Annotated in this window: 18 protein-coding genes and 1 tRNA gene; 8 read left to right on the forward strand and 11 right to left on the reverse strand. The window is 60.1% G+C overall.

The window, feature by feature from the left end; genetic code table 11:
- Positions 1–123: 123 nt before the first annotated feature.
- The 6 genes from VRS74_RS07520 to VRS74_RS07545 form a co-directional block, all read right to left on the reverse strand.
- Positions 124–2,163, reverse strand: a complete 2,040-nt coding sequence (locus VRS74_RS07520) for a pyrroloquinoline quinone-dependent dehydrogenase (RefSeq protein ID WP_354144632.1) — start codon at positions 2,161–2,163, stop codon at positions 124–126.
- 23 nt (positions 2,164–2,186) lie between these two features.
- Positions 2,187–2,822: a class I SAM-dependent methyltransferase gene (locus tag VRS74_RS07525; protein WP_354144633.1), complete on the reverse strand. Its 636-nt coding sequence runs from the start codon at positions 2,820–2,822 to the stop codon at positions 2,187–2,189.
- Positions 2,823–3,034: 212 nt separating this feature from the next.
- The gene (locus tag VRS74_RS07530) at positions 3,035–4,000 is read right to left on the reverse strand and encodes a sterol desaturase family protein (RefSeq protein ID WP_354144634.1); all 966 of its coding nucleotides are present in this window, start codon (positions 3,998–4,000) and stop codon (positions 3,035–3,037) included.
- 337 nt (positions 4,001–4,337) lie between these two features.
- Entirely contained in the window at positions 4,338–4,970 is a 633-nt protein-coding gene (locus VRS74_RS07535; RefSeq protein WP_354144756.1) for a tyrosine-type recombinase/integrase, read from the reverse strand.
- Positions 4,971–5,117: 147 nt separating this feature from the next.
- The gene (locus VRS74_RS07540; protein WP_354144635.1) at positions 5,118–5,390 is read right to left on the reverse strand and encodes a conjugal transfer protein TraD; all 273 of its coding nucleotides are present in this window, start codon (positions 5,388–5,390) and stop codon (positions 5,118–5,120) included.
- Positions 5,368–5,673 (reverse strand): conjugal transfer protein TraD, encoded by a 306-nt coding sequence (locus VRS74_RS07545; RefSeq protein ID WP_354144757.1) that lies wholly within the window; start codon positions 5,671–5,673, stop codon positions 5,368–5,370. The genes VRS74_RS07540 and VRS74_RS07545 overlap by 23 nt, the downstream gene beginning before the upstream one ends.
- Positions 5,674–5,845: 172 nt before the next feature.
- Between VRS74_RS07545 and traA the strand changes: the two genes are divergently transcribed.
- Together traA and VRS74_RS07555 are read left to right on the forward strand one after the other, a co-directional pair.
- Complete coding sequence (gene traA / locus VRS74_RS07550) at positions 5,846–8,743, forward strand: Ti-type conjugative transfer relaxase TraA (RefSeq protein ID WP_354144636.1); 2,898 nt, start codon at positions 5,846–5,848, stop codon at positions 8,741–8,743.
- Positions 8,744–8,753: 10 nt separating this feature from the next.
- Positions 8,754–9,512 carry a DUF6118 family protein gene (locus VRS74_RS07555; RefSeq protein WP_354144637.1) on the forward strand — a complete coding sequence of 253 codons (759 nt, stop codon included), beginning with the start codon at positions 8,754–8,756 and terminating at the stop codon, positions 9,510–9,512.
- Between the two features lie 159 nt (positions 9,513–9,671).
- Here VRS74_RS07555 and VRS74_RS07560 read toward each other — a convergent pair whose 3' ends face one another.
- On the reverse strand, positions 9,672–10,145 hold the full coding sequence (locus VRS74_RS07560) for a MarR family winged helix-turn-helix transcriptional regulator (protein ID WP_354144638.1): 474 nt from the start codon (positions 10,143–10,145) through the stop codon (positions 9,672–9,674).
- A 77-nt stretch (positions 10,146–10,222) separates the two neighbouring features.
- Between VRS74_RS07560 and VRS74_RS07565 the strand changes: the two genes are divergently transcribed.
- The 4 genes from VRS74_RS07565 to VRS74_RS07580 are packed head-to-tail and all read left to right on the forward strand — an operon-like array spanning position 10,223 to position 15,720.
- On the forward strand, positions 10,223–11,110 hold the full coding sequence (locus tag VRS74_RS07565) for an alpha/beta fold hydrolase (RefSeq protein WP_354144639.1): 888 nt from the start codon (positions 10,223–10,225) through the stop codon (positions 11,108–11,110).
- Positions 11,107–11,520, forward strand: a complete 414-nt coding sequence (locus tag VRS74_RS07570; protein ID WP_354144640.1) for a hotdog fold thioesterase — start codon at positions 11,107–11,109, stop codon at positions 11,518–11,520. The genes VRS74_RS07565 and VRS74_RS07570 overlap by 4 nt, the downstream gene beginning before the upstream one ends.
- A 26-nt stretch (positions 11,521–11,546) precedes the next feature.
- Positions 11,547–12,626 (forward strand): efflux RND transporter periplasmic adaptor subunit, encoded by a 1,080-nt coding sequence (locus VRS74_RS07575; protein ID WP_354144641.1) that lies wholly within the window; start codon positions 11,547–11,549, stop codon positions 12,624–12,626.
- Position 12,627: 1 nt separating this feature from the next.
- A complete protein-coding gene (locus tag VRS74_RS07580) occupies positions 12,628–15,720 on the forward strand; it encodes an efflux RND transporter permease subunit (RefSeq protein WP_354144642.1) in 3,093 nt (1,030 codons plus the stop codon).
- A 162-nt stretch (positions 15,721–15,882) separates the two neighbouring features.
- Here the strand turns inward: VRS74_RS07580 and VRS74_RS07585 are convergent, their stop codons facing one another.
- Positions 15,883–17,076 carry a tyrosine-type recombinase/integrase gene (locus VRS74_RS07585; protein WP_354144643.1) on the reverse strand — a complete coding sequence of 398 codons (1,194 nt, stop codon included), beginning with the start codon at positions 17,074–17,076 and terminating at the stop codon, positions 15,883–15,885.
- Positions 17,077–17,272: 196 nt separating this feature from the next.
- Positions 17,273–17,358 (reverse strand) — tRNA-Tyr (locus VRS74_RS07590).
- Positions 17,359–17,494: 136 nt separating this feature from the next.
- Here VRS74_RS07590 and rlmB point away from each other — a divergent pair.
- Positions 17,495–18,292, forward strand: a complete 798-nt coding sequence (gene rlmB / locus VRS74_RS07595; RefSeq protein ID WP_354144644.1) for a 23S rRNA (guanosine(2251)-2'-O)-methyltransferase RlmB — start codon at positions 17,495–17,497, stop codon at positions 18,290–18,292.
- Between the two features lie 22 nt (positions 18,293–18,314).
- Positions 18,315–19,190: a hypothetical protein gene (locus VRS74_RS07600; RefSeq protein WP_354144645.1), complete on the forward strand. Its 876-nt coding sequence runs from the start codon at positions 18,315–18,317 to the stop codon at positions 19,188–19,190.
- Between the two features lie 105 nt (positions 19,191–19,295).
- On the opposite strand, the gene VRS74_RS07605 is transcribed toward VRS74_RS07600, so the two are convergent.
- Complete coding sequence (locus VRS74_RS07605) at positions 19,296–19,568, reverse strand: HU family DNA-binding protein (protein WP_354144646.1); 273 nt, start codon at positions 19,566–19,568, stop codon at positions 19,296–19,298.
- A 259-nt stretch (positions 19,569–19,827) separates the two neighbouring features.
- The gene (lon, locus tag VRS74_RS07610; RefSeq protein WP_354144647.1) at positions 19,828–22,224 is read right to left on the reverse strand and encodes an endopeptidase La; all 2,397 of its coding nucleotides are present in this window, start codon (positions 22,222–22,224) and stop codon (positions 19,828–19,830) included.
- Between the last annotated feature and the right edge of the window lie 52 nt (positions 22,225–22,276).

Below are 22,276 nucleotides of genomic sequence, written 5' to 3' on the forward strand. Positions count from 1 at the left end.
TCCAAGATCTTGGTTCCTGAAGTTGGACATTCGTCGTGCTAGTCCGTCTTATAATAGTATTCCCACATATTAACGAGGCTAGCGGTTAGTTTGGATCACAAGCTAACGATCGCGTGGCCATCTCTAATTGGCATTGGCACGAATCCGCCATCGCCGTACGAGAAGAATGGTGCCAAGACCCAGCATGAATATCATGACAAACCACCGAACCGTCGGACGACTGGCAATTGCCTTGGCGCTTAGCCACCAGCCGGGCGATTCCGTGTCCAGGGCGAATGCGACCAGTTCATCGCCGGATGTCGTTCCGATGAAACTGTGTCCGCCCGCCGCGATCACGACATATTGCCGACCCTTCCAGACGTATGTCATGGGGTTTGCCTGACCGCCTGCAGGCAATCTTCCGCGCCAAAGTTCGCGCCCGTCAGCCATGTCGAACGCTCGCAAGTAATTGTCCATAGCCGCGCCAATGAACAATACCCCCCCGTTCGTCGTTATCGGTCCGCCAATAGTGCCCGTGCCTTCGGGGAGAAAGAGGTCGCCGAACGGTACAAAGTCTTCGAGCGTACCGAGCGGTCTTTCCCAAAGGATACGGCCTGTTTTGTAATCGACTGCATGAAGCTTGCCAAATGGCGGTGAGTTGCAAGGTGCACCAAACGGCGATGCCAGCAAGTCGCGTTCCAGCAGGTATGGCGTTCCGCCTTGAAAGGCAGGTTCCCTATCGAATACGTCCATGGGCTTGATTCCGGGTCTCTGCGACCGCGGGACCAGCCGCACGAATCCTGCAGCATTGTTGGTGTTCACGAACAGGATCTGCGAGCGCTCGTCAAAAGATCCTCCGCCCCAGTTCACTCCGCCGCTGACGAAGGGGAAAAGGATCGAGCCCTCGATACTGGGAGGGGTAAATAACCCCTCGTATCTATGTTCCTGGATCTGCCGTCTGCATGCGGCACGATCAATCGGCGTTACACCCCATGCATCCTCGGGGGTAAGGCCAAACGGCACCAATGCCTCGGGAAATGTGGGAAAAGGCTGCGTCGGCGAATACCACTCGCCCGGAACATCACCTTTTGGAACGGCGCGTTCTTCAACCGGAAAGACCGGCTGGCCAGTGTCGCGATCAAGAGTGAAGGTCAAGCCCATCTTGGTCGGTTGTATGACGACGTCGCGCGCCTGCCCGCCAAGTCGGATGGTGGCAAGGATGGGCTGCGCAGACACATCATAATCCCACAGGTCATGATGCACAGTCTGAAAGTGCCATTGCACTTTGCCAGTCGCCGCATCGAGCGCCACGACAGAATTGGCATAGCGGTTGTCACCAGGGCGCAAACCGCCATAATGATCCACGCTTGGGCTTGATGTGGGCAGGAAAACCAAACCCCGGGCAGGATCAACAGACATCAGCGACCAGACATTGGCCTGACCGGCAATTTCAGCAGATTGCCCATGCCATGAAGCGCGAGCGGGATCGCTCTGGTCGCGTGGGACGGGATCGAATGTCCAGCGCCGCGCGCCTGTGCGCACATCAAATGCCCTGACAGCCCCGCTGGGTGCCGTCTGTCGCATGCCATCGCCTATGGCCGAACCGACGATCACGGTCTCTTTCGCTATGACCGGTGGAGACGTGATCTGGACTTCGCCAGGATAAATGAGAGGCTTTCCCGGATCGATGGTCACTATCCCTTCGCGACCGAAGGAGCGGCATGTCCGACCGGTACGAGCATCGATAGCGACGAGTTTCAGATCGTTGGTGCCCATCAGGATACGTTCCCGGCACGGGCTGTTGTCTGCCCAAGCCTGCGTATCTCTCCAATAGGCCAAGCCCCGGCAGGCATATCCATTGCCGGCAGGCTCGATATCGCGCAGCTTGTGGCGGTAGCGCCACAATTGCCTTCCCGTACCTGGATCGAGCGAAATGACATCGTTGAAAGGGGTGCAGAAAATCAGCTGGTTCGCCACCAGTATCGGCGTTGCCTGGAATTTCCATTTGAGCCTGCGCTTTTGCGAAGAGGAAGCGTCTCCCGTCGAATAAGACCATGCGCGAACGAGGCGAGCAACATTTGCCGGAGTGATCTGATCTGCAGTGCTGCTTTTTCTTCCGCCAGTATCACCGCCTACATGTGGCCATCCCTGCGCATTGGCGGCACCTGCGAGGATCGCCGCCATCCCGAATGTCAGGGCTGCCCACCTCATCGGTCACGTCGCGTAGCTAGTAGAAGATTGAATGGGCGACCCGCTTTCCCGGACCCCGGCAACAGCGGGCGAGCCTCAGTTGCGAATCCCGCCAGCTCCAGCCCTGCAATGACTTCTTCGAGATCAGGAAACCGATAGACTTCTGATGGAAAGGTCTCGACTGCCACGTGATCGCGCGAGTCCCTGAATACCAGCGCCAGGGTTCCGCCCGGCCGGATAACTCGGGACAGCTCGGACAAGACGGGCTGAACTTCAGCCCAAAAGTAAATCACGTGAACACAAAGTACCTTGTCAAACGTGCCATCCCCGAAGGACAGCTGTTCCGCCTTGGCAACCTGGATATCTACGCGTCGTTCCCTGATGGCCCGCGCATTATGTCCCCGTGCCAATCGTACCATGAGGTGCGACGGATCAACTCCTGTCACATGATCGGAGTGATGGGCCAGCATTGCCACCGCTCGACCATGACCACATCCGAGATCGAGGACCCGATCATCGCGATCGCATTTAAGCGCCGCAATTGCCGCTTGATTTGTCTTTCGTGTCTCGCGAGCCATCACTTGCGCCACGATCCATCCAAGCAGTCCGCTGGGGTGGCCTGACTGGCGGGCGATCGAAAGAGGTTTACCCATTGTCATCACTCCTTCTTCCTGCGGCTAGGCGAAGTCCTGCGACATAGATCGGGATGAAGCCTAGCACGGCACCCGCAAACCCAATCGTATACTGGTTCAATCCGTCTATCGGACTACCCGGAATGATGAACCCGAACCCGATGATCAGGGTCGGAACGACATGAAGGGCCAGCGGAATCAACAAGCTGATCTTCCTGCGCATCCCGGAGCGCTCAGGCTGGCTCACGACCAACTCCGGTTTCGCCTTCGCTGCTCGATTTCATGGTGCGCGAATTGCGGACCAGCCAGGGCCAAATGAACGGGGTCAGTATCTGGCTGAACACGTTCCGAGGCACCGGATCGAAGCTCACGCCAACATCTGCGATGCCCTCCTTCGGCTGGCGATAAAAGGTGCCAAACAAGTGGTCGTTCCAAAGCGTGATCGGCGAGAGGTTGCACAGCCGGTATTGGTCGGCTTTCGCATGGTGCAGCCAGTGGGTGTTCGGGGTAACGAGCACCGCATCCAGCCAGGCAGGGATGCGGGTTTTTACATTCCAGTGGTTCTGCCCGCCCAGGCCGTTTCCAATAGCGGCGATCCACCAGACGATTTCGGCACCCGCCCCGAATATGACGAATGGCGCGCTTACGAGCCCTGCGCGCAACACCGACTCTATGAAGTGCAGCCTTCCTCCCTTGAAGACATGCATCAACGGAGGATTATGGTGCAGGACGTGGATCGGCCAGGCCCATTTCCATTGGTGATAGGCGCGATGCTTCCAGTAATCGCCGAAATCGTAGATCACGATTGCCAGCGCCAGTTGCAGGACGAACGGCCATGTAGTCGGCCAGATCGCCCAGACCGTTCCCTGCACGCTTGACGTAAACAGCGTCACCAACAGTATTGTCAGAATGGTTTTTCCAATCTGACCGCCAAAATCGAGCAGGATGCCGTGGACAATGTCATTGAAGACCTGTCGGTCCTTTAACCAACTCCAGTCGAGACGCGCCGGCATGACAATTTCCAACACGGCGATGATGGTCATATGGACGATCGTTACTGACAGCAGCGCGATGCCGGGAGCAACGCCAGCATCTAGCGCACTCGCGAAACTGCCAAGAAAGGCAATCAACAGGACCGGATAGACTGTATACTCGAGCAATCTTCGAATGGTTTGCTTGAAGTTCAATTGCACCAGCATGCTCGCCCCTGATCAGATTGGAGGATATCGATCTTTCGGAGTGGTCATAAAGGTTTGATTGACGGCTGGCTCAGCGTTTCCAAAAGAATCAGTTCAATTTCAAAACTGACGCAGTTTTTTCAGAATCGTTTGGTGTAAACTCATCTTGTCGCATTCGATGGTAAGGCGAATGTCTGCACTTGGGTCGCATCAAGAAAGTAAGACTTCCATGATTTTGACCCGGGACCTGAAAGCCAGCAGTCGGCCCAGAAGCCGACGCGAAGGTGCCTATTTGGAACGGCCGCTTTCCACGCCAATAGCGGACGCCAGCCCTGGAAAAGCTGGCGCCCTGTAGCGGTCAGATCTCGGTCTTCTCAGCGAGCGTGAGGGCGTCTTCGATGTCGACGCCAAAATAGCGAACGGTGTTTTCGATCTTGGAATGGCCCAGAAGAATCTGAATCGCTCGGATATTCCCAGTTGCCTTGTAGATGATTGAAGCCATCGTTCGTCGAAGCGAGTGAGTGCCATACTCCTCTGGTCGCAATCCGATCGCCTCGACCCACTCATCAACCAATCGGGCATATTGGCGTGTGCTTAGATGACGAGTGTGATCGACGTGGCTCGGAAACACAAAGTCCTCGACTGAGCCGCCTCTAAGCTCGAGCCAGGCGAAAAGACTGGCTCTGGCATCTTGCGCAATCTCAAACTGAACTGGCTTGCCGGTCTTGCGCTGGGTGATGGCTGCTCGCTTTCGAATATCTGGACCTGATACCAAGTCACCGATCTTGAGCTCGACGAGATCACAGCCGCGCAACTTGCTATCAATGGCTAGATCGAAGAGCGCTCGATCTCGAACGCGTCGCTCGCGATCGAGGAAAAAGCGGATCGCCCAAATCTGTTTCTGATTTAACGGTCGCTTCGGCCCGATCTTTGCACCAAAGTTCCAAGGCACCCGGTTCTGGGCAGCTGGGTCGAATTGTGAGTAAGTCATCTTCATTCTCCACGGCCAGAATGGCCGCGGAGAATGTCTGCTCTTGGGGGCTATGATCTCGAATGGCTACGTCTTGGATTGGGGCGCGTAGCTGCCATCAGCCAGCAGACGAAAAGCCATAAGAATTCTCCATGAAGCTCATCAATTTCAGCCCTGCTGCTCCGCCTCAAACGCCCGCTTGCCCTTGCGCCGGAACAGCACCAGCGCCTGCGCTCCATCCGGCCCGCGCAGCTTGGCGGCGACGGTGAGGAATGCACCGTAGAGTGCGGCGCGATCATCATCGGTGAGATCGACCAAATCGGCTTTGGCGACCAGGCCGCCCAGCTCGATCAGTTGCTTGGTCCGTTCGCGCCGTTTGACCTGCCACTCGCGCATGTCGGTTCGCGCCTTTGCCGCCTCAAGCCGATGCCGTACCGCCATCGAGCGGCAAAGTGCCTTCCGACTGTTTGTCAGGTCCGCTCGCAGTGTCGCGTGACTTTCGTTGAAAGAAGGCCGCGCCACGCTTGCGCCAGCCCTCCCCGGTTGCCTTGTCGCTTTTGGTAGCAGCATCGAGCAGCGCGCCAGCCAGAACATCGGCATCGAGCGCGTCGGCTCCGGTTGCCGTGACAAGCGCGCCGAGGTCGCGCGCTCGGCGTTCCTTCAACTGCTTTGCCTTGTCGGCGAGGGCCTTCAGCTCCGAATCAAAATCGCGGGGTTTGCGCATGGAGTTCTCCATCTTTGGTGTGATGGAGCCATGATAATGAGGACGGTAATCCAATGCAGTAAGGTCGCCGGGACAGTGTGATACCGCCTAGTCCCGATCAGGATTTTATCATGAGAGGGCGCGCTTATACGTCGTGCCGACGTGACGTTTGCGGTGTAACTGGATTGCCGACATGGCAATCTTTCACTTCAGCGCAAAGGTCATCGGAAGGTCGAGCGGACGCAGTGCCGTTGCGGCGGCGGCCTATCGTGCAGGCGAGCGACTGCACGACGAACGCATCGACCGCGATCACGATTTCACCAACAAGGCAGGCGTTCTTCATTCCGAAGTGATGCTGCCCAAAAGCGCGCCCGAAGCCTTCGCCGACCGAGCTACGCTGTGGAACGCGGTCGAGGCCGCCGAGAAGCGCAGGGATGCCCAGCTTGCCCGCGAGGTCGAGTTCGCCCTGCCCCGCGAGCTTTCGAAGAAAGACAACATCAAGCTGGCGCGCGAGTTCGTGAAAGCCGAGTTCGTCGAGAAGGGGATGATCGCCGATCTCAATGTCCATTGGGATATCGGCGAAGACGGCAAGGCTAAACCGCACGCGCATGTCATGCTGACGATGCGGGAAGTCACCAAGGACGGCTTTGGCGCAAAGGTCCGCGACTGGAACAAGACCGCGCTGATCGAGCAGTGGCGTGAGCGCTGGGCCGATCATGTCAATCGCGCCCTCGCAGAACGCGATATCGATGCACGGATCGATCACCGCAGCCTGGAAGCGCAGGGCATTGCGCTTGAACCGCAGGACAAGATCGGTCCCGCAGCCTCGCGCATTGGCGGGCGCGGGCTGGAAGCCGAGCGGATCGAGGAACACCGCGCCATCGCCCAGCGCAATGGTGAGCGGATTATTGCCAACCCGGCGCTGGCGCTGGATGCGATCACGCACCAGCAAGCCACGTTTACCAAGCGCGATCTTGCCGCATTCGTCCATCGGCACAGCGACGGCAAGGACCAGTTCGACGCTGCCTACAATGCCCTGCGCGCATCGCCTGACATGATCGCCCTTGGTAAGGACGGACGCGGGCAGGATCGGTTCACTTCGCGGGCGATGATCGAGACCGAACAGCGCTTGCATCGTGCCGCCGACGCGATGGCGCAGCGCGCCAAGCATGGCGTCAATGATGTGCAGCGAAACGCTGCTTTTGCCAGTGCGGCGAAGCGCGGTCTGGTTCTTTCAGGCGAGCAGAAATCAGCGTTCGAGCATGTGACGACGAAAGGCGGACTTGCGGTTGTCATTGGCTACGCCGGGACCGGCAAAAGCACGATGCTGGGCGTAGCCCGCGAGGCATGGAAAAGCGCGGGCTGCACTGTGCGTGGCGCAGCGCTGTCCGGCATTGCCGCCGAAGGCTTGGAGAACGGCTCCGGTATCGCATCGCGCACCATCGCCAGCCTTGAGCATCAATGGGGCAAGGGACGCGAACAGCTGACTCCCAAGGATGTGCTCGTCATCGACGAAGCGGGCATGGTCGGCACGCGCCAGATGGAGCGCGTGCTGTCCCATGCCGCCAAGGCCGGAGCGAAGGTTGTTCTGGTTGGCGACCAGCAGCAGCTTCAGGCCATCGAGGCAGGCGCGGCCTTCCGTGCGATCCACGAGCGCCACGGCGGGGTCGAAATCAGCGAGGTTCGCCGCCAGCTTTCCGCATGGCAGCAGGATGCGACCAGGCACCTCGCTACGGACAGAACCGGCGAAGCAATCCGCACCTACGAAGAACGCGGAATGGTCCATGCCGCCGACACCCGCGAAGCCGCGCGAACCGTACTGATCGAGCGCTGGGATCGGGAACGGCAAGGCAGCCCAGACGACAGCCGGATCATTCTCACCCACACCAATGATGAGGTGCGCGAGCTGAACCAGATGGCGCGCGGGAAGATGCGCGGGGCTGGCGCACTGGGTGCCGATGCCACGATCAAAGCAGCACGCGGCGAACGCCAGTTTGCATCGGGCGACCGCATTATCTTCCTTCGCAACGAACGCGGGCTTGGGGTCAAGAACGGGACGCTGGGCACGGTCGCAAAGGCAGGTACGCAACGCATGGCCGTGCGCACCGACGATGGCCGCGAGGTCGCCCTCGACACGAAAGATTATGCCCACATCGATCATGGCTACGCAGCCACGATCCACAAGGCGCAGGGCATGACCGTAGACTGTGCCCATGTGCTCGCCACTCCCGGCATGGACAGCCATTCCGCCTATGTCGCCATGTCACGCCATCGCGCGGGGCTGGCGCTGCACTATGGACGCGACGATTTTGCCGATCAGTCGAAGCTTGTTCGCACGCTCAGCCGCGAGCGCGGGAAGGATATGGCAGGCGACTACAAACCCGAACAGGCTTTCGCCGAACTGCGTGGAATCAGTTTCCGTGAGCGGATCATTGAGGCGGTCCGGCAGGTTCCGGAAAAGGCGAAATCGATCTTCGGAAACTTCCGACCGCAGGCCCGATCACTTGAGCCGCTTCCGGCACAAACCAACACGCAAAACGACCAGCTCCGCGCGGTCGAACGCTACGCCCGCGCGCTTGCTGATATCGGCACGATGCAGGCCCAGGGCTTGCCCGTACTCCCGCACCAGAAGGATGCGCTGGAGAAGGCAGGAAAGGCGCTCGAAGCGATCCGCCCCCATGCCGCCGCCGATCTCGCCAAGGCGCTGGAGCGGCGTCCTGAGCTGATTGCAGCAGCCGCTGGCGGGCGCAGCCAGGAGGCCATGCGCGCCATGGGCCAAGAGGCCGCAGTGCGCACCGATCCGGCGTTGCGATCAGAGCGCTTTGTCAGCGACTGGAAGGGGCTGAGCTCGGCACGCAAGCAGCTTGAGCAGCAAGGCGACCGTGCAGGCGCAGCACGCGTGTCAGCCAAGCTGACCGAGCTGGCGAAGTCGCTTGAACGCGATCCGCAGGTCGAGGGGCTGTTGCGCGGCAAGACCCGCGAACTGGGCATCGATCCAAAGCCCGAACGCAGCATCGCCAAGGAACTCACCCTGTCCCTCACCCGCGAACGCACCCGCGAACGCACCCGCGCTTTCGATATAGGCATTTAGGAGAAACGACATGGACGACGACCACATCGAAGAAGTGCAGCTGGACCTCGAAGTCGAGGAAGCGTCCGCGCCGCAGCCTGAGCCGGAAGCTGTGCAAGAATCCGATCCGGCAACGGAAGCCTTTGCCCGTCTCGAAGGCGAAATGGCGATGGTGCGCCATACGGTCCAGAACATGGCCAGGGAGCGCGCCGACATCGTTATCCCGGACTACACCGCGACGCTCGGCCAGATGGCCGATCAGCTGGCACATGTCTCCAAGAGGTTGACCGCAATCGGCAGCAAGCCTGCCATCGAGCTGACGCCGGAAGACATTGCAGTCCAGATCAAGCGCGCCTCGCTCGACATGCTGCGCGATGCAAGCGACCTGTTCCGGCAGGGCCGCAAAGACCTGGATTTTGCAACCGCTCAGCTCACCGCAATTGTCGGGCGCGTCCGCACCGAGGCCGAGCAGAAGCGGCAGACCTGGCGCTTTGCGGGTATCGGGTTGGCTGCCGGTATGCTGCTTTGGTCGATCCTGCCCGGCACCATCGCGCGGGCCATGCCCGAATCTTGGCATTGGCCAGAATGGATGGCTCGCAAGGCTGTTGGCGAGCCGACTATCGTAGAAGCGGGCATTCGGTTGATCCGGTCACAGAATCCAAAAGCTTGGGAGGAACTGGCTACAGCGCAGCTCATCCTGAGCGCAAACCGAGAAGCCTTGGCACGCTGTCATGAGCGAGCGTTGAAGACTGAGCAACCTGTCAATTGTACTATCAAGTTGGCTCCATAGCGCGACCGCTTTATCCCTCGCCAATCCGGAACGGACGTTCAGCTGACGACCCTAGTTGCGGACATAACTGGCCAAGCAGCAAAATTGCCACCGCTTCTCGGGGATGGCGTCAAATCCAGCTGGCCATGTAACATTCTCTTCGGGGGACCATCCCTCCCGCTAGGCATCGCCCAAATTGTGCTGCATTGTGGCCAAGGTAGAATTGAATGCTTCCAAGTCCTCGCCCTTTATCCCCTCAAGCAAGCGCGCATAGACCTGATCTGCTTCGATCCTCATTTTCGGAAGCAAGTCGATTGCAGCGGGCTGGAGGTGCACCTGCCACACGCGCCGGTCATTCTTGGCGCTGCGCCGCTCGACCAAGCCCAGATGTTCTAGCCGGTCGATCGCTTGCCCGATGCTTGCCCGCTCAAGTTCCAGTTGCCCGGCCAGTTCGGTCTGGGTCATGCCGGGTGTGCGATAGAGATAGGCCAATGCACGCCACTGGGTACGGGTGAGGCCAAACTGTTCGACTGAGGTGTCGAAGGTGCGACGCAATCGTCTTGTCAGCTCTTCCAAGAGAAAAACCAATCGGTCTTGATCGGTTAGGAAGGCTGCTGCCTTTTCGTCGGCATCATTGTGGAGCTTGGTTGCCATGCAGAGCACCTTAACACAGCACCGATTTAGATAAAGTCATTTACTGTAAGGCAATTTACAATATAGTGGTTTGCGATATGGAAAGCGTGACCACCAAAATCGAGGGATCGGGAGGAATTTCCCTTGCCGCAGAAGTGGTCGGTGACGACAGCGCCATGCCGGTCCTGCTCGCTCATGGTGGCGGCCAGACACGCCGCGCGTGGAAGCGGGTAACTGGTGATCTGGCCAGGGCTGGCTACCGCGCGATTGCCATTGATATGCGCGGTCATGGCGATAGCGATTGGTCTCGTAGCGGAGCATACGAAATGCGTGACTTCGCCTCCGATCTTGTTGCTATCGCTTCGAAGCTAGATCGCAAGCCAGCCCTCGTGGGTGCCTCTCTTGGCGGGCTTTCCGGAATTATTGCCGAAGGATGCCTCGCCCCCGAAAGCTTTGCATCGCTAACCCTTGTTGACATTGCTCCGCGCATGGAGGCGGGCGGCGTGATGCGCGTAGTGGGCTTCATGGAAGAACATGTCGACCGGGGCTTTTCTTCACCTCAAGAGGCGGCAGAAATTATCGCCCGCTACATGCCCCATCGCAAGAAACGCGGTGCAGGCGAAGGACTGCGCCGCTATTTGCGACAGAAGGGAGATGGCCGCTACTATTGGCATTGGGACCCTGCGTTCATCCGCAACATCATGACCGCTAAGCGGAGCGATCAGACCCATCAGGAACGGCAGTTCGATATGCTGAGCGATGCGGCAAGTCGGCTTTCCCTGCCGCTTCACCTCATTCGCGGCGGATCGAGTGATCTGGTTTCCGAAGACACAGTGACACATCTGCGCGGTCTCGTTCCGCACATGGAATACACCGACATCGCCGATGCCACCCATATGGTGGTGGGTGATGCGAATGATGCCTTCTCGATTGCTATCGTCAATTTCCTGATGCGCCAGCACGGCCCCGAAGGGCCGATTTCATGAATCAGAATGATACCCCGATTGATCGTGAGCGCCTCGATGAACTGTTGCGGATTGCCCCGTTTCACCGATGGCTTGACCTAAAGATTCGGTCCGGTTCGCGTGATCAACTCGTGATCGAAATGCCCTGGCGTGACGAGATTGTTTCCAACCCGATGATTGGTTCGGCTCATGGAGGGGTTCTCGCGTCATTGATCGACCTCACAGGGCTTTATACCCTGCTTGCGCACGGTGTGACTGCGAAGGCGACCGCTGATCTGAGGGTCGATTATCATCGACCAGCAACCTCTGGACCGCTGATCGCGACTGGTCAGGTGGTAAAGGCCGGGAGACAATTCTCGGTTGCCGAGACCAGTGTCACCGGGCCCGATGGCAAGCTGCTCGCCAGCGGCCGAGGTGCCTACATATGCTAGCGCGCATAGCTCTTGGAGGGTTGGCTGTGTTTGCGCTGACGCTGGCTGGCTGTTCAGGCGAAACTGAGGGGGATGAGACCGCGCCAGACGCTCAGGCAGGGCCACGCGAAGTTACGACGGCAATGGTCGAATCCCAACCGCTCGCTGAACCAGTTAAGGCATTCGGAACGATTGCAGCCAAACAGCGCAGTGCAATCGGTGCGCTGACCGAAGGGCCGGTGGAACGAATTTTCGTCAAGGTCGGCGACAGGGTTTCTCGCGGACAACCGCTTTTTCGTATCCGCCAGGCCGATTATCAGCGACGCGTAGTTGAAGCACAGGCAGCAGTCGATCTGACAAGTGCGCAAGCGATTGAGGCCGAAAGGCGTTACGAACGCGTTATGGCCCTTGCCCCAAGGGGTTTCGTTTCGAAAGCCCAGGTTGACGCAGCCGAGACGGAACTGGCTGTAGCGCGAGCGCAGAAGGCACAGGCTCAGGCGGCCCTCGGCACCGCACAGCAGGCATTGGCCGACACAATCACGCGCGCGCCATACGATGGGGTAGTAACCGCGCGGATGGTCGATGAAGGCGTATACCTGAACAATCGCTTTTCGATGGGGGGGCAATCAGCCGCGCTGGAATTGCAAGAGCTCGGGATCGTTGCCGCCATCGTCAACGCGCCGCAGGAATATGTCGACGCGTTTCGACGCAACATGCCAGCGCGGGTCTACATTGAAGGATTCGAGCAGCCATTCGACAGTACCGTGTACATCATCAACGACCGGGTCGATCCTGAAAGCCGGATGGTCGAACTGCGGCTGCCGATCGACAATCCCGATTACCGCATCAGTTCAGGGCTGGCAGTCAGAGCCGAGATCTCGGTGCCGCCAGTGCAAGCCATCGTTTTGCCCCGCTTGGCAATACTCGGCGACAGTGCTGCAGCCTACGTCTTCGTGGTCGTAAGCGGAAAGGCACAGCGCCGGGAAGTGGCGTTCGATAGTATCGATCTCGATCGGGTGCGTATCCGCTCAGGGCTGGAACCGGGCGACGAGGTTATTCTCAATCCTCCGGCCACACTGCGGAATGACGAGCCGGTCAAATCACGCAGAACCCGCGGCGCGAGCTGATATGTGGCTTGCAGACGTTTCGATCCGGCGACCGGTATTCGCGACGATGCTGATCGCTTCGCTCGTCGTACTTGGCTTGGTCTCGTTCAACCGGCTCGGGGTCGACCTCTTTCCTGAGGTAGAATTTCCATACGTCTCTGTAACAACCGCTCTGCCTGGCGCTTCGCCGGGCACCATGGAAACCGAAGTCACCGACGTCATAGAGGAACAGCTCAATACGATCGCTGGCTTGCGCCAGATGCGATCGATTAGCGCCGAGGGTGTAAGCATCGTCAACCTCGAGTTCGAGCTGGAGGAGGACGCCGATCTCAAGGCGCAGGAAGTACGCGACAAGATGTCGCGGCTCGCGGCCGATCTGCCGGACGATTCCGAACCGCCGGTCATCGAGAAGGTTGATCCCGATGCCGCGCCGATCCTTTCGGTTCTCCTGTCAGGCGACATGCCAATCCGCGACCTGACCACTTTTGCAGATGAGGAGGTGAAAGAGCGATTGCAGCGCGTGCCCGGCGTCGGTTCGGTCGATCTGGTTGGCGGGCGAGAACGCGAAATGCGCATATGGCTCGATGCCGCTGCGATGCGCGCGCGCGGAGTAACGGCAGACGATGTGCTCGGCGCGATCCAACGCGAGAATGCTGAGCTGCCGGGCGGGCGCCTGGTTACCGAGGGGCGTACGCGCCAGTTCGGCATCCGCACCCTTGCCGAAGCACGAACGGCGGCGGAATTTGCCGCAATACCGATCCTTTACCGGCCCAATGGACAGACTGTTCGGATCGGCGAGGTAGGGCGGGTCGAGGACTCCATTGAGGACGAGGAGAGCTATGCCCAGCTCGATGGGGAACCGGGCGTTGTTCTCGAAGTCCGCAAGCAAAGCGGCGAGAACACGGTCGCTGTGGCAGAACAGATCCGCGCGGAAATCGAAAGCATCCGGACCACCGCTCCCGAGGGCGTCAATTTCATCATCGCTCGCGACACGTCCCGCTTCATTGAACAGGCCATCGGCGACGTGCTGTTCGACCTATTCATTGCCGTGGTGCTGGTGGTGGCAGTGACATTCCTGTTTCTCCTTAGCTGGCGCGCAACGGTGATCGTGCTGCTCGCCATTCCGACCTCGATTGTCGCAACCTTTGTTGCCTTCGCGGCTTTCGATTTTACCGTTAACATGGTCACGTTGCTGGCGCTGACAGTCGCTATCGGGTTGTTGGTCGACGATGCCATCGTCGTGGTCGAGGCGGTCCAGAACGACGTCGATGAAGGGGAAGATGCGACCGAAGCCGCCCACACTGCAACCAGACGAGTGGCCTTGGCTGTGCTGGCTGGCACATTCGCGACGCTGGCGGTGTTTGTGCCGATCGCCTTCATGGAAGGAATTGTTGGTCGTTTCTTCTTTCAATACGGTCTGGCAATCGTCTTTTCGGTCAGCGTTTCGATGCTGGTCGCATTCACGCTCACACCAGCACTATCGGCAAGGTTGCTGCGCCCCGAACATGCGGAAAGTGGCTGGCTCGGACGCATTGAACGGTTCCATATCGGGATGCGTCAACGCTACGAAAGGCTGGTGTCCTGGGCGATCGACCGCCGTTATCTCGTGCTTGGGGGCGCGCTCGCCAGCGTGCTGATCGGCGGATTTTTTGCCGCGCTCGTTCCAAGCACATTCATGTCCACCACGGACCGATCCGAATTCCTTGCGACGGTCAAGCTTCCTCAGGGGACAGGGGTTTCCGAGGCGAAGAAGGCGGCAGAGCAGGTCGATTCCTCGCTGCGCGAGAATCCGGAGGTCGAACTCGTTTTCGTGAGTGCAGGCAGCGGAACCAATCCGAAGATCAACGAGCTGGATGTCTATATCGGGCTGAGCCCCAAGCGGTCGCGCGAGGCGACGCAGGACGACGTGATGACCTTCGCGCGGAACGAGATACTGGGAGATGTTCCGGCCGCACGGGAGGTGTCCATGCAGGAAGTTCCATGGGTATCGGGCGCCGGGGTCGGACAGACTGCAATTGAATTGATCATAACCGGACCGGACACCGCAGCCATCAACGAGTACGCGCGGTCGTTGGAAGACATGCTTGCCGCACGGTCCGAATTTGTCGATGTACGCTCGTCTTACGAAGGCGGCAGGCCGGAACTGCAAATCGTCCTCGACCGTGACCGGGCCGCCGATCTCGGGATTTCGGCGCGCAGCCTGGCCGCCGCATCGCGAACGCTGGTTGGCGGAAGCGATGCGGGCACATTCGAGGCTGATGGACGTCGTTATGATATTCGCGTCCGCTTGGAGGAAAGTGGACGACAGGGGCTTGGCGATGTCGAGGCACTTCCGCTCAGGACCGGACAGGGCACTCTGGTCGATCTTGCTGCCATTGCCGATGTTGACGTTGCAATGAGCGCTGCTGAAATCGAGCGCATCGATCGCTCGCGCCAGATTTCAGTGCTCGCCGATACGGCTCCCGGTGTCGCGCTGAGCGTTGCCGTTGCCGATGTGGAGAAGTTGCTCGCTGCCAATCCGCCACCTGCCGGCTTGGCGACACGAATGGAAGGCACTGCCCGTCGCCTCGCCGAAACCAGCGAGGCCATTATCTTTGCATTCGCACTCGCAATCGTCGCGCTCTACATTGTACTCGCCAGCCAGTTCAACAGCTTCGGGCAGCCCATCATCATCATGCTTACGGCACCACTGTCGTTCTCCGGCGCCTACTTCCTGATGTGGGCGGCGGGCCAGGAAATGAGCCTGTTCGCGCAGATCGGCATGATCGCTCTGATGGGGATCGTGATGAAAAACGGTATCTTGCTGGTCGATCTCGCCAATCAGTATTGCGAAGCTGGTAAGGATGCGGCTTCTGCAATGCGCGACGCCGCGCCAGAACGCTTACGACCCGTCCTCATGACCGCGCTTGCTGCCGTATTCGGGATGCTGCCAGTAGCGCTGGCGCAGTCAGATGCGGCGGAGTGGCGCAATGCTATGGGCTTCATCATCATCGGCGGGCTGGCCACTTCGACTTTCCTGACGCTGCTGGTCGTCCCGGCAGCCTACGCGGCAGCCTCGGACTTACGAAGGGTCGTGACCAATTTCCGATCCTCGTTTTTGCAGAGACCGTCGTAGGAAGGAGCGCTGGCTTCGTCGGTACCAGTTTGTGTGATCTGCGTGCGGTCGAACAGATATTGTCCGCTTTCACCCCCAATCCCGGTTGAAAAGATCCGCAACCGACCTTGCCAAAAGCGGTCATCCGAGCTTGATGTGGGCGCGCACGAGTGACTGGCGATTTTACGGCTTCGGGGAACTCGTCCCAGTACAATAACTGCCCCATGCTTCCATCAATTCGACCCGTGCACCTGGATTGTCCGGCGTGCCGAGATAGGTCGTGCGGCGATAGGCGGCCTGCACTGCGTCAGGCGTCTTGTGCGCCAGTGCAGCTTCGACAACCGCATTGGGGAAGCCCTCGTTCGCGGCCCAATCGGTGAAGCTGGAGCGGAAACCGTGGACGTGGAACGGCTCCTGCATGTCGCGCATGACCTTGAGCAGTGTCATGTTGGACATCGCCTTGCCGGTCATGCCGGGGAAAACCACTTCGGCACCCTCCATCTGCATTGCTTCTGCCTTCACAAGCACCGCCAAGGCCGCTTCTGACAGCGGCACGATGTGCGCCCTGCTGCGCTTCATATGCTCGGCGGGGATTGTCCAAAGGCGCTGGGCCAGATCGAATTCTTCCCATTTCGCGAGCCGCACTTCCTGAGAGCGAACACCCGTCAGAATGAGGAGGTCAAGCGCGAGACGCGAGTAAGATGGCTTGCGGCGCAGCGCGGTCAGGAACGGTGGAACGGCGACATATGGCATCGCCTTGCGATTTACCGGCTTCTTGACCTGTCGAGGCAGCCCTCGCCCCGCTTTCAGGCTGCTATTGCCCGATGGAGCCTCCGTAGAGCGCCATCCCTTTGCGTGGGAGAAGTCGAGCACTGCGCAAATCCGGTTGCGTACCTGGCGAGCTGTTTCGGGGATTTCCTGCCAGATCGGAGTCAGGACCGTGATGATGTCGGCAGCGGTGATCCCGCCGGTCGTCATGTCGCCCAGTTTGGGAAAGGCGTAGTTTTCCAGACTGGCCAGCCACTGGCGACCGTAGACGTCGCTTTTCCAGCCTGCCTCGTTCTCCGAATGATATTGGGTGGCAGCTTCGCGGAAGGTGACTTTGGCAGCTTCCTCGTCTTTGCGCTCGGTCAGCACATCGCGCTTTTCGACCTTTACGGCCTTGCGGAGTTCAGCAGCCTTCGCACGCGCTTCGGCCAGCGTAACCAGCTTTGCACTACCCAGACCAATATCCTGTCGTTTACCATCGCGCTGGAGTCGCAAAAGCCAGGAAGCCGCACCAGTTTTTCCAACTTTCAGAAAAAGACCGTCGCCGTCCTGATAGGTGCCCGGATTCGCCAAGGCAGCCTTGACCGCCACTGCTGTAAGTTTGCCCATTCTCGTTCCCCACATTTCTGGAGGCCAATTGAGAGAGCCGCAGTGTGGGGAAGCCTACTTCCTTCCCCACACCTTCCCCACACTCACTGCCGGTTGCAGGCAAATAACAGCGAACAGGGGCGGCCATCGGAAGGCAGAATACCCTTGGTTTTCTGGGATTTCTAGGGCTTTTCGGGGATGTTCTGAGATAGGGCGGTGGTGGACAGGGCTGGATTCGAACCAGCGTACGCTTGCACGGGCAGATTTACAGTCTGCTGCCTTTAACCACTCGGCCACCTGTCCACACCATTCTGGCGGAAAATTGAGAGCCGCGCAGGCGGCCCCGTTTGCCGAGAGGCGCCCCTTTGGCGAAGCGACGCTTGCCTGTCAATGGTGCTGCTGGCAGGGGGGCGCGCGAGACAGCACTTTGCGGAGATCGATGATGGCCAAGGGAGAGCGCAAGCGCGCGCTCAAAGGGCGAGCAGGACGGATGAAGGGCGGACGCGGTTCGGGCCGCGCCTCCACCGGCAGCGTGCGGCTGTGGGGCCGCCATGCGGTCGAAGCCGCACTCAAGAATCCGGCGCGCCAGCACCGCAAGCTGTGGGCGACTCGCGAAGGGATCGGTTCGCTCGACGGCGAATTGCCTGCCGATTTCCCGGTCGAATATGCCGATGCGGCCGACCTTGCCCGGCTGGTGGCACGCGATGCGCCGCACCAGGGGCTGGTGCTCGAATGTGCGGCGCTCGAGGATGTATTCCTCGATGAAGTGATGGACGGGGACGCGGCGCGCCCGCTCGTCGTCCTCGACCAGGTAACCGATCCGCACAATGTCGGCGCGATCCTGCGTTCGGCCGCCGCTTTCGGCGCGGCAGCGATCGTGACGCAAGACCGCCACGCCCCGCCCGAATCGGGCGTGGTCGCAAAGTCTGCGTCCGGCGCGCTCGAGGTGGTGCCGTGGGTGCGCGTGGTGAACCTTTCGCGCGCGCTCGAGGAGATGGCGGAGGCCGGATATTGGCGCATCGGGCTGACCGGCCATGCCGAAGCGACGCTTGCCGAAGCCCTGCCGACGGGGCCGGTCGCGCTGGTGCTGGGCGCAGAAGGCGCAGGGATGCGCCTGAATATCGAGGCGCATTGCGATGCCTTGGCCAAATTGCCCATTACCCGCGCGGTTGAAAGCCTCAATGTCAGCAATGCCGCAGCCATTGCGCTTTATGCCGTGGCAACCCGCCCGATTTGATCCAGATGGAGAGGACAGAACCATGACTGCTCCCACCCGCATTCGCGCCGCAGCAACGGCAACGCTCGCCGCGCTTTCACTGCTCCTGACCGGATGCCTCGTGAGCCCGGGCAAATTCGCGTCCGAGCTGGTGCTGGACCGTGATGGAAGATTCCAGTTCACCTATGAGGGCGAGATCTTCTTCCTTGGCCTCAGCAAGCTGGCGCAGATGGGCGCTGGCGTAGAAGAGTTCGAAGCCTCGACCTGCTATGACGACGAATACAGCGAACGGGAATGTACCGCAGAAGAAATCGCCGAGCAGCGCGCCGAATGGGAAGCGGGGGCGGCTGAGCGGGCCGAATCGGCAAAGAAAGAGGCCCAGAAGATGGCCAAGCTGATGGGCGGCATCGATCCGACCGATCCTGACGCGGTCGAAGAAATGCGCAAGCTGCTGCTTCGCCACAAGGGATGGGAGCGAGTAGAGCACAGGGACGACGGTTTGTTCGACGTCTCCTATTCGTCCAGCGGCCGCCTCAGCCACGATTTCATGTTCCCCGTGATCGAGGATTTTCCCGCCGCCAATGTCTTCGTGCAGGTGATCCTGCGCGACGCAGATGTCGTTCGCGTGAATGCACCGGGCTTCGCCGCTCAGGATGACTCCTACCCGATGGCCGCCATCGGCGGCGGGATGGCCGGACTCGCTGCCATGGGCGCTATGAAGGAGAATGGCGGCGAAGAAGGCGACATGCCGGATATCCCTATGATGGACGGCACCTTCGCCATCGTCACCAACGGGCGCATCCTGGCCAACAACACTGATGAAGGCCCGGCAGAAGCTTCGGGCCGGTCGCGGCTCGAATGGAAGATCAGCCAGCGCACGAAGAGCGCGCCAACCGCGCTGGTCAAGCTGGGAAGCTGAACCGGCGTCCCCCTGCCAAGGACAAAGGAAAACCCCGCCAGCAAGCTGCCGGCGGGGTTTCTTTTTGTGAGCCCGCGCAAAGGCGCCAGGGCTCGCCAATCAGCCTTAGTTGACCGAATCCTTCAGGCCCTTGCCTGCCTTGAACTTGGGCTGGTTCGATGCCTTGATCGTCATCGGCTCGCCGGTGCGGGGGTTGCGCCCCGTCGAAGCCTTGCGCTTGGCAACAGAGAAAGTACCGAAACCGACCAGCCGCACTTCGTCGCCATTAGACAGTGCCTTGGTGATGGTATCGAACACGCCCTCAACCGCGCTCGAAGCATCGCTCTTTGACAGGCCGCTGGCGTCAGCGACCGCGCTGATCAGATCGTTTTTATTCATTATGGAAAATCCCTTTAACTCAACGGTGGATTTTTTGATTGGCGGGACGCCGCCACGAAGCGCGCAAGTTGAGACGTTTTTGGCGGCGCTGTCAAAGGCAAATCGGCCCAAAAAGCGCCGTTTTCGGGGAATCCCGGACCGATTCCGCTGAAGCGTCAGGAACGGCTTAAGAACGTTCGGGGATTAACCATGCCGTAGCGGCAGCGCGGGGGTGCAGCGCAGCTCCGAGTCGCTGCGCTGCACCATTGCCGTGGTCGCATCAGTGCGCGGTGGGCACGCCCTCGCCGCCCGGACCGGCCACGCTCGGCTGGCTCGCCAGATCGTCGGCCTCGCTCCACTCAATCGGCTCGAGCCGTTCGGTCAGGGCACGCTCGAGCACTTCGTCGACATGGCTAACCGGGATGATCTCCAGTCCTTCCTTCACATTGTCGGGAATTTCGGCCAGGTCCTTCACGTTCTCTTCGGGGATCAGCACCGTCTTGATGCCCCCGCGCAGCGCAGCGAGCAGCTTTTCCTTCAACCCGCCGATCGCCAGCACGCGCCCGCGCAGCGTGACCTCGCCGGTCATCGCGACATCGGGGCGCACTGCGATCCCGGTGAGCGCCGACACGATCGAAGTGACCATGCCGATGCCCGCGCTCGGCCCGTCCTTGGGCACTGCGCCCTCGGGCAGGTGGATGTGGATATTGCGGCGATGGAACAGCGAGGGTTTGATGCCATAGGCGGGCGCCCGCGCCTTCACGAAGCTGAATGCCGCCGCGATGCTTTCGCTCATCACATCGCCCAGCTTGCCGGTCGACTTGATCTCGCCCTTGCCCGGCGTCGTCACGCTTTCGATCGTCAGCAACTCGCCGCCGACCGAGGTCCAGGCCAGGCCGGTTACAGCACCGACCTGCGGCTCGACTTCCGAAACGCCGTGCTTGAACTTGCGCACGCCCGCGAAGTCCCCGAGGTTTTCCGGGGTGATGATCACGCCCTGCGCCTTGCCTTCGAGAATCTGGCGCAGGCTCTTGCGGCAAAGCCGCGCAATCTCGCGCTCCAGAGTACGCACGCCTGCTTCGCGGGTGTAGTACCGGATCAGGTCGCGCAAGCCGTCATCGGTGAGTTCGAATTCGCCATTCTTCAGCCCGTGCGCCTTGACCTGCTTGGGTACCAGGTGGCGCCTGGCGATCTCGACCTTCTCATCCTCTGTGTAGCCTTCAAGCCGGATGATCTCCATCCGATCGAGCAGCGGCTGCGGCAGATTGAGGCTGTTCGCAGTGGTCACGAACATGACATCCGACAGGTCGAGGTCGAGTTCCAGGTAGTGGTCCTGGAACTTGCTGTTCTGTTCGGGGTCGAGCACTTCCAGCAGCGCCGAAGCTGGATCGCCGCGGAAATCCTGGCCCAGCTTGTCGATCTCGTCGAGCAGGAACAGCGGGTTCGACGCACCAGCCTTGCGAAGGTTGGTTACGATCTTGCCCGGCAGCGAGCCGATATAGGTGCGGCGATGGCCGCGGATCTCGGCCTCGTCGCGCACACCGCCGAGGCTTTGGCGGACGAACTGGCGCCCGGTCGCCTTGGCGATCGACTTGCCGAGCGAGGTCTTGCCTACGCCCGGAGGGCCGACAAGGCACAGGATCGGGCCCTTGAGCTTGTTCGTGCGCGCCTGCACAGCCAGATACTCGATGATCCGGTCCTTGACCTTCTCCAGGCCATAGTGATCGGCGTCGAGAATCTCCTGCGCCAGGCTGATGTCCTTCTTGAGGCGGCTCTTCTTGCCCCAGGGCAGGCCCAGCAGCACATCGAGATAGTTGCGGATGACTGTCGCCTCAGCACTCATCGGCTGCATGCTCTTGAGCTTCTTGAGTTCGGCCTGCGCCTTCGCACGGGCTTCCTTCGACAGCTTGGTCTTCTCGATCTTCTCGGTCAGTTCGGCGATTTCATCGCCTTCCTCGCCATCGCCACCGCCCAGCTCGCTCTGGATCGCCTTGAGCTGTTCGTTGAGGTAATATTCGCGCTGGGTCTTCTCCATCTGGCGCTTCACGCGGCCGCGGATCTTGCGCTCGACCTGCAGCACCGACAGCTCGCCTTCCATGAAGGACATAACCATTTCGAGCCGCTTCAGCGGATTGGGTTCGGTCAGCAAGGCCTGCTTGTCGGCAACCTTGGCGCTGATCCCCGCAGCGATCGTGTCCGCCAGTTCGCCGGCATCGTCGACATCGCTCACATCGGTCGCTGCATCGTCACCCAGTTTCTTGTTGAGCTTGGCATATTCGCCAAACTGTTCGACCACCTGCCGCATCAGCGCAGTCACTTCACTGCCCGAAACGGTCTCGCCTTCGATCAGTTCGACCTCGGCCATGACATGGTTCGCCTCGACATTGAGACCGGTAAGCCGCGCGCGCGACTTGCCTTCCACCAGTACGCGAACCGTGCCGTCAGGCAGCTTCAGCAGCTGGAGCACCTGCGCCACGACGCCGATGTCGTAGAGATCGTCGCGGCCGGGATCGTCGCAGCCGGGCTCAAGCTGCGCGAGGAGGAAAATGTCCTTGCTCGCTTCCATCGCAACTTCGAGCGCCGCGACCGATTTGTCGCGCCCGACGAAGAGCGGAACCACCATGCCGGGGAAAACGACGATGTCGCGCAAGGGGAGAAGGGGGAATTGTTGAGTCATAATCATCCGCGGCCGCCATTGGGGCTGAGCCTTTCAGGGAATATGGGAAGCG

It is taken from the genome of Altererythrobacter litoralis, assembly GCF_036324225.1.
Lineage (GTDB): Bacteria > Pseudomonadota > Alphaproteobacteria > Sphingomonadales > Sphingomonadaceae > Erythrobacter > Erythrobacter litoralis_A.

What these genes read in the sequence shown, in the direction of transcription:
- VRS74_RS07570 (WP_354144640.1), top strand. Translation starts at nt 11,107, where the DNA reads ATGAATCAGAATGATACCCCGATTGATCGTGAGCGCCTCGATGAACTG.
- VRS74_RS07580 (WP_354144642.1), top strand. Translation starts at nt 12,628, where the DNA reads ATGTGGCTTGCAGACGTTTCGATCCGGCGACCGGTATTCGCGACGATG.
- rlmB (WP_354144644.1), top strand. Translation starts at nt 17,495, where the DNA reads ATGATGGCCAAGGGAGAGCGCAAGCGCGCGCTCAAAGGGCGAGCAGGA.
- VRS74_RS07600 (WP_354144645.1), top strand. Translation starts at nt 18,315, where the DNA reads ATGACTGCTCCCACCCGCATTCGCGCCGCAGCAACGGCAACGCTCGCC.
- VRS74_RS07535 (WP_354144756.1), bottom strand. Translation starts at nt 4,970, where the DNA reads ATGACTTACTCACAATTCGACCCAGCTGCCCAGAACCGGGTGCCTTGG.
- VRS74_RS07530 (WP_354144634.1), bottom strand. Translation starts at nt 4,000, where the DNA reads ATGCTGGTGCAATTGAACTTCAAGCAAACCATTCGAAGATTGCTCGAG.
- traA (WP_354144636.1), top strand. Translation starts at nt 5,846, where the DNA reads ATGGCAATCTTTCACTTCAGCGCAAAGGTCATCGGAAGGTCGAGCGGA.
- VRS74_RS07545 (WP_354144757.1), bottom strand. Translation starts at nt 5,673, where the DNA reads ATGCGCAAACCCCGCGATTTTGATTCGGAGCTGAAGGCCCTCGCCGAC.
- VRS74_RS07605 (WP_354144646.1), bottom strand. Translation starts at nt 19,568, where the DNA reads ATGAATAAAAACGATCTGATCAGCGCGGTCGCTGACGCCAGCGGCCTG.
- VRS74_RS07585 (WP_354144643.1), bottom strand. Translation starts at nt 17,076, where the DNA reads ATGGGCAAACTTACAGCAGTGGCGGTCAAGGCTGCCTTGGCGAATCCG.
- VRS74_RS07555 (WP_354144637.1), top strand. Translation starts at nt 8,754, where the DNA reads ATGGACGACGACCACATCGAAGAAGTGCAGCTGGACCTCGAAGTCGAG.
- lon (WP_354144647.1), bottom strand. Translation starts at nt 22,224, where the DNA reads ATGACTCAACAATTCCCCCTTCTCCCCTTGCGCGACATCGTCGTTTTC.
- VRS74_RS07540 (WP_354144635.1), bottom strand. Translation starts at nt 5,390, where the DNA reads ATGGCGGTACGGCATCGGCTTGAGGCGGCAAAGGCGCGAACCGACATG.
- VRS74_RS07560 (WP_354144638.1), bottom strand. Translation starts at nt 10,145, where the DNA reads ATGGCAACCAAGCTCCACAATGATGCCGACGAAAAGGCAGCAGCCTTC.
- VRS74_RS07525 (WP_354144633.1), bottom strand. Translation starts at nt 2,822, where the DNA reads ATGGGTAAACCTCTTTCGATCGCCCGCCAGTCAGGCCACCCCAGCGGA.
- VRS74_RS07520 (WP_354144632.1), bottom strand. Translation starts at nt 2,163, where the DNA reads ATGGCGGCGATCCTCGCAGGTGCCGCCAATGCGCAGGGATGGCCACAT.
- VRS74_RS07565 (WP_354144639.1), top strand. Translation starts at nt 10,223, where the DNA reads ATGGAAAGCGTGACCACCAAAATCGAGGGATCGGGAGGAATTTCCCTT.